Origin of the sequence: Pannonibacter indicus (assembly GCF_001418225.1) — a bacterium.
Classification (GTDB): domain Bacteria; phylum Pseudomonadota; class Alphaproteobacteria; order Rhizobiales; family Stappiaceae; genus Pannonibacter; species Pannonibacter indicus.
In genome coordinates this window covers 58,167-71,927 of the sequence record NZ_LIPT01000003.1, presented here as the reverse complement: position 1 = coordinate 71,927, position 13,761 = coordinate 58,167, and the positions used below count along the sequence as shown (strand labels likewise).

13 protein-coding genes are annotated in these 13,761 nt (G+C 64.0%); 5 read left to right on the top strand and 8 right to left on the bottom strand.

Going from position 1 to position 13,761, the window contains the following annotated elements; all coding sequences use genetic code 11:
* Positions 1 to 67 precede the first annotated feature (67 nt).
* Entirely contained in the window at positions 68 to 247 is a 180-nt protein-coding gene (locus ASC48_RS06125) for a Flp family type IVb pilin (protein WP_055454915.1), read from the bottom strand.
* Between the two features lie 333 nt (positions 248 to 580).
* On the opposite strand from ASC48_RS06125, the gene ASC48_RS06120 reads away from it, so the two are divergent.
* The 5 genes from ASC48_RS06120 to ASC48_RS06100 all read left to right on the top strand — a co-directional run bounded on the left by ASC48_RS06120 (position 581) and on the right by ASC48_RS06100 (position 5,062).
* Positions 581 to 1,066: a pilus assembly protein N-terminal domain-containing protein gene (locus ASC48_RS06120; protein ID WP_055454914.1), complete on the top strand. Its 486-nt coding sequence runs from the start codon at positions 581 to 583 to the stop codon at positions 1,064 to 1,066.
* A gap of 155 nt (positions 1,067 to 1,221) precedes the next feature.
* Positions 1,222 to 1,734: a TadE/TadG family type IV pilus assembly protein gene (locus ASC48_RS06115; RefSeq protein ID WP_208975571.1), complete on the top strand. Its 513-nt coding sequence runs from the start codon at positions 1,222 to 1,224 to the stop codon at positions 1,732 to 1,734.
* Entirely contained in the window at positions 1,728 to 2,333 is a 606-nt protein-coding gene (locus ASC48_RS06110) for a TadE/TadG family type IV pilus assembly protein (RefSeq protein ID WP_055454913.1), read from the top strand. The genes ASC48_RS06115 and ASC48_RS06110 overlap by 7 nt, the downstream gene beginning before the upstream one ends.
* Before the next feature lie 120 nt (positions 2,334 to 2,453).
* Complete coding sequence (locus ASC48_RS06105; protein WP_055455262.1) at positions 2,454 to 3,866, top strand: bifunctional enoyl-CoA hydratase/phosphate acetyltransferase; 1,413 nt, start codon at positions 2,454 to 2,456, stop codon at positions 3,864 to 3,866.
* Entirely contained in the window at positions 3,863 to 5,062 is a 1,200-nt protein-coding gene (locus ASC48_RS06100; RefSeq protein ID WP_055454912.1) for an acetate/propionate family kinase, read from the top strand. The genes ASC48_RS06105 and ASC48_RS06100 overlap by 4 nt, the downstream gene beginning before the upstream one ends.
* A gap of 106 nt (positions 5,063 to 5,168) precedes the next feature.
* Here the strand turns inward: ASC48_RS06100 and ASC48_RS06095 are convergent, their stop codons facing one another.
* From ASC48_RS06095 to ASC48_RS06065, 7 genes are all read right to left on the bottom strand, one after another.
* Entirely contained in the window at positions 5,169 to 6,134 is a 966-nt protein-coding gene (locus ASC48_RS06095) for a phosphate/phosphite/phosphonate ABC transporter substrate-binding protein (RefSeq protein WP_082440013.1), read from the bottom strand.
* Positions 6,082 to 6,942 (bottom strand): DUF1186 domain-containing protein, encoded by an 861-nt coding sequence (locus ASC48_RS06090; protein WP_055454911.1) that lies wholly within the window; start codon positions 6,940 to 6,942, stop codon positions 6,082 to 6,084. The genes ASC48_RS06095 and ASC48_RS06090 overlap by 53 nt, the downstream gene beginning before the upstream one ends.
* Before the next feature lie 142 nt (positions 6,943 to 7,084).
* The gene (gene hrpB / locus ASC48_RS06085) at positions 7,085 to 9,571 is read right to left on the bottom strand and encodes an ATP-dependent helicase HrpB (protein ID WP_055454910.1); all 2,487 of its coding nucleotides are present in this window, start codon (positions 9,569 to 9,571) and stop codon (positions 7,085 to 7,087) included.
* Positions 9,572 to 9,852: 281 nt separating this feature from the next.
* A complete protein-coding gene (gene glk / locus ASC48_RS06080; RefSeq protein WP_055454909.1) occupies positions 9,853 to 10,881 on the bottom strand; it encodes a glucokinase in 1,029 nt (342 codons plus the stop codon).
* Positions 10,878 to 11,321, bottom strand: a complete 444-nt coding sequence (locus tag ASC48_RS06075) for a methylglyoxal synthase (protein ID WP_141658887.1) — start codon at positions 11,319 to 11,321, stop codon at positions 10,878 to 10,880. The genes glk and ASC48_RS06075 overlap by 4 nt, the downstream gene beginning before the upstream one ends.
* Positions 11,322 to 11,450: 129 nt before the next feature.
* The gene (locus ASC48_RS06070; RefSeq protein WP_055454908.1) at positions 11,451 to 12,323 is read right to left on the bottom strand and encodes a DUF1194 domain-containing protein; all 873 of its coding nucleotides are present in this window, start codon (positions 12,321 to 12,323) and stop codon (positions 11,451 to 11,453) included.
* Positions 12,324 to 12,563: 240 nt separating this feature from the next.
* The gene (locus tag ASC48_RS06065; protein ID WP_208975570.1) at positions 12,564 to 13,400 is read right to left on the bottom strand and encodes a DUF1194 domain-containing protein; all 837 of its coding nucleotides are present in this window, start codon (positions 13,398 to 13,400) and stop codon (positions 12,564 to 12,566) included.
* Positions 13,401 to 13,761: the final 361 nt, after the last annotated feature.

Sequence of the window (13,761 nt, the reverse complement as noted above, 5' to 3'; positions counted from 1 at the left end):
CTGACACTCCAGCTGACGCATGCCCCGCCCCGTCCAGAAACCAGGGCATGCGCAAAACTGATGTGGATCAGCTGCCCTTGGCAGTCGTCAGAGCGGTGTTGATCTTGGTGAACACCGCGGTCAGCGAGCCGCCCATCGTCGACAGGATCGTCACGATCACGACAGACACGAGACCTGCGATCAGGCCATACTCGATGGCGGTTGCGCCGGATTCATCCTTGGCGAAACGTGCGAAAAGCTTCTTCATCTGGTTTGCTCCATAGTCACATGATTGACAACTCCGCCCGCCAGCCTTGTTCCCGGCCGATCGAACTTGAGCTGACGCTACGACCGCCACGTTTCCATCTAGTTAAAATTATCCGCGTTTATCAGAAACCATCCTGACGTTACTTTCTTGGTTAATGAGAGGATGCCTATATAGGTAAACTTTTCCTATAACTTTCCAAATAACCAAAAGTATCGATACCTGATCAGAGAACTTTAAAGATTAGAAACTGCAGCTTCGCATTAGGATTTCATTCACCAAAAAACGTCATGATTGGCGAGATTCATGAGCTTCACGGCCCTGACGGAGTGAGACATGCCGCGCATTCCCCATTCGCTCATACCGCTGGCTGGACTGGCCGTTCTGCTGCCGGTGGCGCTGGCTGCCGCTGAGGGCGTCTCCGTTCCTGTGGATCAGTCGAAGGTCTTCCGGATCGAGCAGCCGGCAAGCACCGTCATCGTAGGCAATCCTGTCTTTGCGGCTGTCACAATGCATGACCGCTATACGGTTGTTGTCACCGGCAAGTCAGCCGGCACCACCAACCTGATCATACTGGACGCCAATTCCGAGCCGATCATCGATGAGCCGCTCACCGTAACCGCCGGATCGCAAAACACGGTCACAGTGATGCGCAAAGACACGCGCTACAGCTACAGCTGTGCGCCGGACTGTGACGCGATACCGTTGCCCGGTGATGGCAAGGATGTGTTCACGACAACTGCCGAGCAAATCAACCAGCGCGACCAGATGGCACTGCAGGCAGCGGGCAAGGCGAGCGCAGGTCAGCCTGTTCAGCGCTAGAGCAATTTCAGCAAAACCGGGAACCGGTTTTGCGTCGGGACTTGCTTGAAACCAAATGGATAGAACACGTCCGGCAGCGTCGCTTTCATCGAAAGGCTCTAGGCAGGGGAATGCAGAAGGTGCAGCAGGAAAGCCAGCGCAAACAGAGACGAGGCTTGTTCCGCGCGTTCCGGCGCGACCGTTCAGGCGCTACGGCGATTGAGTTTGCCATCGTTGCCCTGCCGTTCCTTGCCATCATCTTTGCCATCATCGAGTTTGGCCTTGCCTTCTTCGTCAACCGGATTCTGGATAACTCGGTGGCTGATGCAACCCGGCTGATCAAGACCGGTCAGGCACAGCAGCAAGGGCTTAACGAGGCACAGTTCAGGGCTGCGGTCTGCACACAGCTGACAACAGCCCTTTGCAATGAAAGCCGGCTTGAAATTGACGTACGGGTCTTCAACAGTTTCTCGCAGATCTCCCTGCCGGATCTTGTCGATGCAGACGGTAACTCGACCGGCCGGTCGAGCTATGCCACCGGCAAAGGCGGACAGATTGTCGTCGCGCGGGTGATTTACCGGTGGCCGATGTTCACCTCGCTGCTGCGGACGAATGCCGGAGACACCGGCAACATGGAACGCCTGCTGATCTCCACCGCCGTCTTCCGGAACGAGCCCTTCCCATGGTGAGCCTCCGCATCCTGCTTGCCCCGCTGCGCAAGGCCCTGGCCGCGTACGGATTTCCAACCCGCCGCCTGATCCGCGACAGGGGAGGTGTGGCCGCTGTCGAGTTTGCTCTCATCCTGCCGCTTCTTCTGATTGTGATGATCGGCACGGCAGAAACCACGTCCGCGCTCAACTACAAGCGCAAGATCTCACAAGTCGCCTTTTCGATGGCCGATCTTGTGTCGCAATCGTCCAGCCTCTCCTCCGGCGACATATCCGACATCATGGTGGCGGCCAGAGCCATCATGGAGCCCTTCCCATCCGATGGCCTCACTGTGGTCATTGCCAGCGTAAGCTTTGATTCCAATAGCAAGGCAAGTGTGGACTGGAGCGTGAACCAGACCGGCGGCACCCCCTGGAGCAAGGGCTCCGTTCCTCCGGTCACCTTCCCTGCGGGAACAGCAAGACCGGGCACCAGCGTCATCATTGGCCGCGCCAGCAACACCTACGTCCCCCTGTTCGCCAGCATGGTGCAGAGCATTTTCCCGCGTGCTGCGGAGATCTTCATGGAAGACACCTACTTCCTGCTGCCCCGGCTGAGCGACAAGGTGACATTTAATTAGAGTGCCGGAATTTTCGTCAGGCGCCTTTGAGCTGTGTCATGGGCAGCTGTCATCATCGCTGCGAAAAGCCATGCAATGCTGTCAGATACGGCAGGCACAGGCAAGACCGAGGCAGAGCGCATGGCGAGCAACCGCACTTACGACCAGATCACGATTGGCGAAACAGCAACCGTTTCAAGAACCTGCACTGCCAACGACCTCTATATCTTCGCTCACGCCTCCGGCAACACCAACCCGCTGCACCTGCCGAAAGCAGAAGGCAGCCAGCGCACCGGCGAGCCGCCCTTCGCGCCCTCCATGTGGATCGGCGCGCTTGTTTCCGCCGTTCTTGGCAACATCCTCCCCGGCCCCGGCACCATCTACCGCAGCCAGACATTTTCCTTCCATGGCCGCGTCCTTCTCGGCGACACGCTGAACGTCAGCGTGCAGGTTCTTGCCAAGGAGGCGGACCGGATCGTGCGGCTTGCAACACGCGTGACGCGCGCCGATGGTTCGCCGGTGGCTGACGGCATCGCCATCGTCACCGCGCCCGATGAACAGATCACCTTTGACACGGCGGACCTGCCTTCGCTGCTGCTGGAGCGGCACCGGCATTTCGACCGGTTCATCAGCTGTGCCCGGCGTCTGCCGCCGCTGGTGACGGCCGTGATTGCCCCGGAAGACGCCAACTCGCTGGGCGGCGCCCTGCTGGCTGCCAACGAAGGCCTGATCCGCCCCATCCTGATCGGCGACCGGGCGAAGATCGAAAAGACGGCCCAGTCGCTGAAGGCCCCGCTGGAGGCTTTCGAGATTGAGCACGTTCCCGATGAGGCTGATGCCGCCGCACGCGGCGTTGCCATGGTGCATGAGGGCCGTGCCTCAGCGGTCATGAAGGGGCATCTGCACACCGATCTTCTGCTCAAGCATGTGGTGAAGCGCGATGGTGGACTGCGCACGCGGCGGCGCATCAGCCATGTCTTCGTCATGGATGTGCCTGGCCACCCCACGCCGGTGCTCATCTCGGATGCCGCGATCAACATCGCGCCAGATCTGGAAACCAAGGTGGACATCATCCAGAACGCCATCAACGTCGGCCACGCCATTGGCCTCGCAGAGCCGAAGGTGGGCGTTCTTTCGGCCATCGAGACGGTGAACCCGTCCATTGCCTCCAGCCTTGATGCGGCGGTCCTGTCCAAGATGGCCGAGCGCGGCCAGATCACCGGCGGGCTCGTGGACGGGCCGCTGGCCATGGACAATGCCATCGATCTGCAGGCCGCCCGCACCAAGGGTATCAATTCGCTCGTGGCAGGCCGGGCGGAAGTGCTGATCGTGCCGAACCTTGAGGCCGGCAACATGCTGGCCAAGGAACTGACCTTCCTCGCCCATGCTGAGACCGCAGGTCTCGTTGCCGGGGCCAAGGTGCCGGTGATCCTGACCAGCCGCGCCGATGATGACCGCGCACGTCTTGCTTCCTGTGCGCTCGCCCTGCTCTATCAGCATTGGCTGACCACAGGCGCATCCATCGTCACCGGTGACATGGACCCGGCCGAATGAGCAGCGCACAGATGGATCAGGCGGTGCTGGTGCTGAATGCCGGCTCCTCATCGCTGAAATTCAACCTCTATCAGGGCACGGCAGAGCTTCTGAAAGGCCAGGTCGAAGGCATTGGCAGCACGGCCATGCGGCTGAAGGCGCAGCGGTCCTGCGATGGCACGCGGCTTGACGGGGCATTGGAAGCCCCTGCCGGAGCGGCATCGGCGGCCGGGCACGAAGCGGCCCTTGCTGCGGTTCTGGCCCTGATCCGCGAGGCCTTCGAGGGCCTCAGAATTTCAGCGGCCGGGCACCGGGTGGTGCATGGCGGCATCGGCTTCGAGGCCCCTGCCGTCATTGATGACAGCGTGATGGCGGAACTGGAACGCCTTGTTCCCCTCGCCCCGCTGCACCAGCCGCATAATCTGGCCGGCATCCGCGCCGCGCAGAAGGCGTTCCCGGATGCGCTGCAGGTCGCCTGCTTCGACACGGCCTTCCACCGCAATCACCCCTGGGTCAATGATGCCTTCGCCCTGCCGCTCCCGCTTTATGACGAGGGCGTGCGGCGCTATGGTTTCCACGGCCTGTCCTATGAATACATCACTCAGCATCTGGCGGAGACGGACCCGGAAGCTGCGAAGGGCCGGCTGATCGTCGCCCATCTCGGCAATGGCGCTTCCATGTGCGCCATACAGGATGGCCGCAGCATCGGCTCCACCATGGGCCTCACCGCGCTCGACGGCCTGCCCATGGGCACCCGCTGCGGCCAGCTGGACCCGGGCGTGCTGCTCTATCTGATGCAGGAAAAGGGCATGACGGCAGAGGCAATATCGGACCTGCTCTACAAGCAGTCCGGCCTCAAGGGCCTGTCCGGCCTCAGCCAGGACATGCGCGAACTGGAAGCTGCCGGAACGGAAGCGGCCCGCAAGGCCATCGACTATTTCACCTTCCGCGTCCGCCGCGAGATTGGCGCCATGGCCGCCATTCTCGATGGCGTGGACACCATCGTCTTCACCGGCGGCATCGGCGAGCATGCGGTCAACGTCCGCCAGGCGGTCTGTGCCCCGCTCGGCTGGCTGGGTGCCAACCTTGACGCAGATGCCAACCGCAGCAGCGCCCGCATCATCTCCACCCCCGCCTCCCCCGTCACCCTCATGGTGGTCCCCACCAACGAGGAGGAAATGATCCGGCGGCATACTGTGAAGGCACTTTGGGCATAAGCGGCAGCCGGCATTACGGCGGCAGCAGATCCCTTGCTCCGCCGTCTTCTGGCAAGGGGGCGGAGGCGGCGGCCTGCTGGTCCGCGATGTCCTTCAGCATCGCCTGCTATTGCGGCTCCAGCGGCAGCATCACGGCGGAGAAGTCTTCCGGCAGCACCGGCACGAAACCGCCGCCGAAATCCGGCTCGATGGCGAAATAGGCGCCCGGCGCTTCGTCCTGAAGGCTGGACAGCATCTGCCGCAGCCGGTCCTTCAGCTCCGGGGATACATCCGAGCGCACCACATGCACGGCAAAGGGAATGCGCGGCGACTGCCAGACGACCGTCAGCCGGCCCACATCCAGCCGCATCCTGTCATAGGCCTGCATCAGGGTTCCGGCGCTGTAGCCGGTGTCTGCCTCGCCCAGCAATGTGGACCAGCCCAGCGCAGCGTCGGCCAGGCCATCATAGAGCGCGGCAAGCCCCTCCTCAGGGCCGGAAACGGGAACAAGCGCGGAGAAAAACTGGCGCGGATCGCGTCCTGAAGCGGCAAGACCGGCCAGCGGGACACGGAATGCTGCCGTGGAGCGGGCCGGGCCAATGGCCAGCCGCTTCCCCGCCAGCGCCTCCAGTGAGGGCACTTCGCCGGCTTTGGTCATCAGAATGGCGTGAAATCCGTCTGCCCCGTCCCCGTCACGGGGCGCGGCCAGCGGCTCGACACAAGCGCAGGCCTTGCGTGCAGCCGCATAGGCCGTGGCGGACAGACGGCCGTACTGCACATGACCGGCGATGAGGGCGTCCGTCAGTTCGCCCAAGGTGTCCATGAGAAACAGGTCGGCCGGAAGGCCCAGCCGGTATTCCAGCTCGTCGCGGAAGGGTTCGGCCTCGGACCGGGCATCATCGCGCCCGGCCGTGACCACACCAATGCGAAAGCGGCCGCCCATGTCCTGCGCCAATGCCTGCCCTGCGGCCAGCGGGGCAAGCACCGCAAGGCAGCAGACGGCAAGGCAGTAGACGGCAAGGACCAGCAGCCAGCCGCCGTCAGTTCGGCAGATAGGGCTCTTCGTCCTCGGCAGCTTCCAGGAAGGGCACATCCATCCACTCGTCTTCATCGCCATCCCAGGACCATTCGCCCAGAAGCTCGACCGTGTCCTCGAACGGGAAATAGCGGTTCGACACCATCCAGAGCTCGCGGGATTCCTCGTTTTCTTCCGACAGGCTGGCCGCTTCCAGATGAAGGGCGAAGTCTTCCGGGTCCACCGGACGGAAACCGCCCTCGTCCATCATGATCGAGCCGTCGGTGAACAGCTTTGCGATCGGCTCTTCCAGTTCCTCGAAGCCGAGGTCACCGGCAGCTCCGATGTAGCTGCCCCAAAGATAGCTGTCCGGCGCCGGGCGCACGGTCTTCGGGAAGGCCTTCAGCACGGAGAGGGCATGATCGCGCGGCACTTCGCCGGAGAGCACGCCATAGGCCCAGGCCACCATCATGGCATCGCGCGCGTAATCGTCGGCGTTGCGGTCGGAGAACCCTTCCTCGAAGACGCTGTAGCCGCCCGGATTGAGGGCGATCAGGATCGGCCCCATGGTTTCGATCAGGCAGTCGCCGAACAGAGCTTCAAGATCCTGATCGGTGCTGCGCAGCAGGCGCATCAAGGGCTGGAAGGCTGCGGTGACCTTGAGATCGGCCAGGATGTGCAGCGCGAGGAAGCAGGCATCGCCCTTTTCGTCGAGCTGGCTGAGCTCACCCGTGCCGCCCGCGGCGCGGTCTTCCAGGATGGCCATCAGCGCCGGAACGGAGGCGGACGGAGTGGACAGACATTCACGGACGTCAGCCTCCGGGAAGCCCTCTCCTGCAGTGAAACGGGCGATGATGTCCTTGGGGTCAAAGGCGGCGGCGGTCATGGCAGATACTTTCTTGAAACTGAAGTTGACGCAGATCTACCACGAAGGCCGCCGATAAGCGACCGCCAAGCTCTTTTTCCAAGGCTTGGAGATGCTGGCACATCACGCCTTGAACTTGCTTAGGCGCCGCACAGGCTTGAACTTACGTTCCACGTGGTTTGGCGCGTATTGTCGCCTCTGCGGAGGCAGGGTCATCCGGCCAGGGGTGGCGCGGATAGCGGCCCTTCATCTCCGTCTTCACATCCGCCCAGGAGCCTGCCCAGAAGCCCGGCAGGTCCCGCGTGATCTGGATGGGCCGGTGGGCGGGCGACAGAAGCTCCAGCGTCAGCGGAATGCGGCCATCGGCGACGGAAGGATGCCGGGCGAGGCCGAATAGCTCCTGCACGCGGATGGAAATGGAGGGGCCGCTCTCTGCGCCATAATCGATGGGCACATGCGAGCCGGTGGGCGCGGTGAAATGCGATGGCGCCAGCCGGTCAATCTCCGCAGCGCCGCCATAGCCTAGAAGACCTGAGAGCGCATTGCCGAGGCAGGCGGCATCCACGTCCGAAACACGGGTGAACCCGGCCATATAGGGCAGCAGCCAGTCTTCCAGCGTTTCCTGAAGGGCGGCGTCGGAAAGGTCCGGCAAGTGATCTGCCCCTGCGGCCCGCACGAAACCGGCGCGGGCGCGCAGGCGCAGCTGATCATTGGTCCAGGGCAGCCGCGCCACACCGCGCCGGGCAATTTCCCCCAGCAGCGCCTTAGCCATCAGCGATGCATCCGGATTGGAGATCTGCCGGGAGGCCAGTTCCAGCGCCCCCAGCCGGACCACACGGCGCGCCCGCACCAGACCGGAAGGCTCCAGCCGCACGTCATCGGTTTCTGCGATATCGGCGGCAAACATCGTCTCGATGGCCTCAAGCCCGAGGGGCGCTGCCAGCATGATCCGGCCCGACTGGGCCTTGCCCTGAATGTCGGCGACAGCCAGAAAGGGTTCACCCGCCAGCGCATGTTCTTCCGGCAGTTCTGCTCCGCGCCCGTTGGCAAGGCGGAAGCGGCCGCGCTGGCCCCGGCCCTGCGCCACCCGTTCGGGGAAGGCCAGCGCCAGCACTTCACCGGCCAGTTCCGGCGTGCCGCCATCGCTGTCCTGCCCGGTCTTCGCGCTGCCTTCAGCTGCCATCTTCTGCCAGCGGGCAGCAAGGGCACGGGCATCGCGGCTGCGTGGATCATTGTCCCGGCGCAGGCGTCTCACCCTCTCGCGCAGGTCCACATCCATGCCGCCAAGGCCGGGCTCGGACAGGATCACCGCCACCTCGCCTGCCAGCCGTCCAAGACCCAGCGCCTCAGCCTCCACGATCATATGCGCAAGGCGCGGCTCGATGGGCAGGCGCGCAAGGCGCTGGCCATGCGGCGTCAGGCGGCCTTCGCCGTCCAGCGCATGAAGCTGCGTCAGCAGGCTGCGCGCTTCTGCCCAGGCGCCGGAGGGCGGGGCATCGGGGAAGGACAGGGTGGCCGGGTCTGCCGTGCCCCAGGCTGCCAGATCCAGCACCAGTGAGGAGAGGTCCGCTTCCAGAATCTGCGGCCGTTCGGCCGGCATCAGCGCCTGTGTCTGCGCTTCGTCCCAGAGCCGGTAGCACACGCCCGGCTCTGTCCGGCCTGCACGGCCGCGCCGCTGGTCTGCCGTTGCCCGTGACACGCGCACGGTTTCCAGACGCGTCAGCCCCGTCTGCGGCTCATAGCGCGGCACACGGGAGAGGCCGCTGTCGATGACCGTGCGCACACCTTCGATGGTAAGCGATGTCTGGGCGATGGAGGTGGCCAGCACCACCTTGCGCTCGCCCTCCTTCGCCGGGCGGATGGCGGCATCCTGGGCCTTGCCGTCCAGCGCGCCATAAAGCGGGGCGATGCGCACATTGGCAGGCACCTGACCCTCCAGCGCCTCGGCCACCCGGCGGATTTCGCCCTGACCGGGCAGGAACACCAGCAGCGAGCCATGCTCCTCGGCAAGCGCCTTGCGCACCGCCCGCACCACCTGCGGCTCGATCCGCTCTTCCGCCTTGCGGCCGAGATAACGTGTTTCCACGGGGAAGCTGCGGCCCTTGCTTTCGATGACCGGTGCACCGCAGAGCAGCCTTGCGACACTGGCGGCATCCAGCGTCGCCGACATGGGCACCAGTCTCAGGTCATCGCGCAGGGCGCCCTGTACATCAAGCGCCAGCGCAAGACCGAGATCCCCTTCCAGCGAGCGTTCATGGAACTCGTCAAACAGCACGCAGGCGACGCCGGTCAGTTCCGGGTCATCCAGAATCATGCGGGTAAAGACGCCCTCGGTAACCACCTCGATGCGGGTGCGGGCGCTGACACGGCTTTCCATACGCACCCGGTAGCCGACAGTGCCGCCCACCTCCTCGCCAAGGCTTTCTGCCATGCGCCGGGCGGCGGCACGGGCGGCAAGGCGGCGTGGCTCAAGCAGCAGAATACGGCCATCGCCGCGCCAGGGCGCGCCCAGCAGCGCCAGCGGCACACGGGTGGTCTTGCCCGCACCAGGCTCTGCCACCAGCACTGCATTGCTGCCCGCTGCAAGCGCCGCCAGCAGCTCCGGCAGCGCCGCATCAATGGGCAGGGGCGGTGACCGCCAGTCAGGCATCAGATGCTCTCTCCTCTTGCCGCAGAGCCCCTCTCCCCCCTTGAGAGGGAGATGTCTGCGCCAGCAGACAGAGGGGGGTAGCAGCGCTTCAGCACAGCACCACCTCTCATATGAGCGGACAGTCAGTTACCCCCCTCTGCTCCCTGCCGGGGGCATCTCCCCCTCAAGGGGAACTGGTGCCTGACTGGCGCTCAGATGTGAACACGGCCCCACTTGGGGGAGAGGCTGAAGCGCCGTGCCGTGGCAATCAAACTGCGGACTGTCCCAAACCGTCCAAACCATCAGCCTTGCGCGGACCAGTGGCGGCCCTTGGTGCCGACGGCGAAGCGGTCCGGGGTGCGGGCGTAGGCGGCAAGTCCGTCCACCGCCGGGTTGGGGTGATGGATCAGGAACACCGGGATCGAGGCCATCAGCTTGGCATGGGGAGCCTTGGCTTCGAAAGCGGCACGGAAGCCGCCCTTGCGCAGAAAGGGCGCGATATGGGACGACACGCCGCCCGCGATATAGACACCGCCGCGCGCCAGCACCGAAAGCGCAAAATCCCCCGCCACCCGGCCAAGGCAGCGGGCGAAAATCTCCAGTGTTTCCACTGCCACCGGATCTCCGGCATTGGCCGCCTGCGTGATGTCCGCCGCAGACGTGAAATGCGGCTCCGCCTTGCGGGCGCGGGCGACAGCGCCGGCAAGGCGCGGCAGACCGGTGCCGCTCAGCACTTCCTCGGCACCGATGCGCCCGCCGTTACGCGGGATATGCGGCCAGATCTCGTAGTCTTCCGGCGTCACGGGACCCAGTTCCACATGCCCACCTTCACCGGGCACCGGCACCCAGGTATCTGCCGCATAGATCATCGCCGCCGCACCCAGCCCCGTGCCGGGGCCGACAACGAACTTGGAGGCGCCCGCCAGTGGCTCGCCGCCGCCGATCTGCTCGATATCTTCCCCGGACAGACCGGGCAGCGCCAGCGCCTGGGCCTCGAAGTCGTTCAGAATCACCACGTCCCTGAGGCCAAGGCCGGCGATCATCTGCAGCGGCTCCACCACCCAACTGGCGTTGGTCAGGGGGATACGGTCACCGGTGACGGGGCCGGCCACGGCAATGACGGCCGAGCGCGGTGCCGGCACATCCTGCCCCGCAAGGCAGGCGCGGATGGCGGCGTTGATATCCGGATGGGCCGCCGTCGGCTGGGACGGCAGTTTGATGCCCGGCGTTTCTTTATCCAGCACAAGGGCAAATCGGGCATTGGTGCCGCCCACGTCCCCGACCAGAACGGGGAAATCGAACGGGCGCTGGCGGGTCTCAGTCAGGCTCATGTGCGCGGGCCGGCCACTTCAGGAGTATCGGAGGAGCTGCGCAGGCCGGTCAAGCGGGCCGAGCGCAACAGGATTTCGGCGGTCGAAAGGTTGAGCGCCATGGGGATGTCGTAGACCAGCGCAAGGCGCAGCAAGGCCTTCACATCCACATCATGCGGCATGGGCGACAACGGGTCAGCAAAGAAGATGAGCCCATGCAGATGGCCTTCAGCGATCATGGCGCCGATCTGCTGGTCACCACCCAGCGGCCCGCTTTTCAGCGGCGTCAGGTCGAGGCCGGGACAGGCCGCCTTGATGCGCCCGCCCGTGGTGCCCGTGCCGACCAGCCGGAAGGCGGCGAGCTTTTCCTCGTTGCGCTGCGCGAAGGCAACCATAGCGTCTTTCTTGGCGTCATGGGCCACAAGGGCTAGCACCGGACGTTCCGCCTCCATCCGCATCATCTCCTGCAAGCTCTCACCGGCGCAGAAGCGCCATCAAAATCATGGCAACAGCTTTAACGCCTTGCGCGGGAAACGCAAAGCGCGAGCTGAGCCGCGATCACAGGAAGATGCTGCAAGGAGCGAAGCTGCCTATGGCTCCTCGTAGATGAACCGCCGCTGCTGCCAGCGCCGCTCGCCTTCGAGGCAGAAGGGATCGATGCCATCGGCCACCCGGATCAGCCGGGACTCATCAGGTGCTTCGGGCCGGGGCAGAACCGGCATGGCGATTTCCAGCACCAGCTTGCGGCGCACGGCTTCGGCAAACCGCTCCGCGCCGCGCACCGGCACGATGAATGAACCGGGGCCGCCGATGACACAGGTTTCGTAGTAGCGGTCGAGGTCTGCCATGTCGAACCAGCCCGGCCGCACATCCTTCAGCTGCAGCGGCAGGCCGTTGATGACGATGCCCTGCCCCACCACCTGATCGCGGGCGGCGGGCGCATAGGTGCCCTGATTGTTCGGCCCGTCCCCGGAAATGTCGATGACCTTGCGCGCGGCACTGTAGGGCAGCGTTTCAAATTGCTGCGCTGAAAACAGCAGCGCATCGCCAATGGCGGTGCGGTAGGCGCGGCTGATGGGGGCTTCGCCCAGCGCATCGGCAAATTGCTGCGCGCTGGCTTCGTCCGAGATCACATGCCAGTCAATCAGGACTGAGCGGGACAGGGTGCCTGCCCATTCCACATAGATGACAGCAATGCTGCCGGTCAGGCCGCCCCGGATCGCCTTCAGCACATCCGGCGACGTGATCGCCTGCATATAGCCCTGCCGCTGCAGGCGCTGTTCATCCATGTCCATGGAATAAGAAATGTCGACCGCCAGCACGAGGGCCACATCCACTTCCTGGACCAGCCTCTGCTGGGCATCTGCGCTGCCCGTCACGGCCGCCAGGGCCAGCAGCACCAGTACCGTGCGCAACCACCCGGCGCATGAGCGCAACCGGCGCAGAATGTTGAAGGACGTCATGCCGGACCTCCCATTGCTCCGGCAGCGCCAATACGCCGCCGGACACAGGAAAGTCTGTCAGCCTTGCCGGCAAAAACCCAATCGCATCTTCGTGAGCGGCGGCAAGCCACCGCCTCACGGGGCGCATCTTCGTGAGCGGCGGCAAGCCACCGCCTCACGGGGCGCATCTTCGTGAGCGGCGGCAAGCCACCGCCTCACGGGGCGCAACTTCGTGAGCGGCGGCGGCTGGCCGCCACTCCTCTAGTCAAACAGATTGCAGCTGACTGACTTGCGGCCTGCGGCCGGGATGATCAGAGGCTGATCCTCCATCAGTCCGGCAATCTCAAGCACCAGCTTCATCCGGACAGCCTCGGCAAAGGCTTCCTTTGAACGCACCGGGATGGCAAAGGCCCCCGGTCCGCCAATGACGCAATCCTCGTAGTAGTGATCGAGATGCAGCATCGCCTGCCAGGCGGAGGTTTCCGATTTCATCATCAGCGGCAGACCGTTGATGGTGATACCGGCCGAGACGACCTTGTCGCGCATCTGGGTGACAGTGCCGCCCTGATTGTTCGGCCCGTCTCCGGAAATGTCGATCACCTTTCTCAGACCCTGATACCCGTTGGAGGCGATCAGCTCAGCCGACTTTTCCAATGCCGAGAAGATCGACGTTCTCTGCATCTGCCGCAGGGGAGCTTCGGCAATGCGGGCGGCAAAGGCCGCAGCAGTGGCTTCGTCCTGGATGATGGACCATTCCGCCACGGTGAAATGCTCACCCACGCCGCTCCACTCGAAGTAGGTGATGGCAATGCGCCCCGTCGGTCCGTCGCGGATGGCGGCCAGCACCTCCCGCGAGGTCAGGGCCGAGACATATCCGGCCCGCTGCACCTCCTGCTCGTCCCGGTCCATCGACTGGGAAATGTCGACGGCCAGCACCAGCTCGACGTCCACTTCGGCCTCTGCCGAATAGGCCGTGGAGAAATTGCCCGGGAGCGAAAGCTCGGCGAGAGCCGTTATTGAAGTAAATGCCAAGATGGCAAGACTGCCAATGGCGGCACTGCAGACGTCACGTCCGGTTTTGCACAGTGTGAGACGCATGGTGTTCTCCATGTCTTGGCCGAAGCCGGTTTCCCACACCTCCCTCTCTACTTTTGTTGTTGCGGCTAAACAGACGGTTAATCCGAAAATCCCGGCAATCTGCCGATATTTTCAGAGCCTTGAACACGCGCCGGATAGAATTGTTCCAAGCAAGCACTATGCCACAGGCAAGGCGGCGAAGATTGTGCCGGCAAAATAAAAGACGCACAGAATGCACCTGCGTGAGCCGCCCGGCAAAATTTGCCTAGCAACCGGCAGATATTGCCGGACCCGCCCGCCAACAGGGCAATTCCTGCCTAATGCCCGTGCAAACTGCTGCGCACGGCAGCATCCACGGCCCTGTCACGGCAGCAGGCGGAAA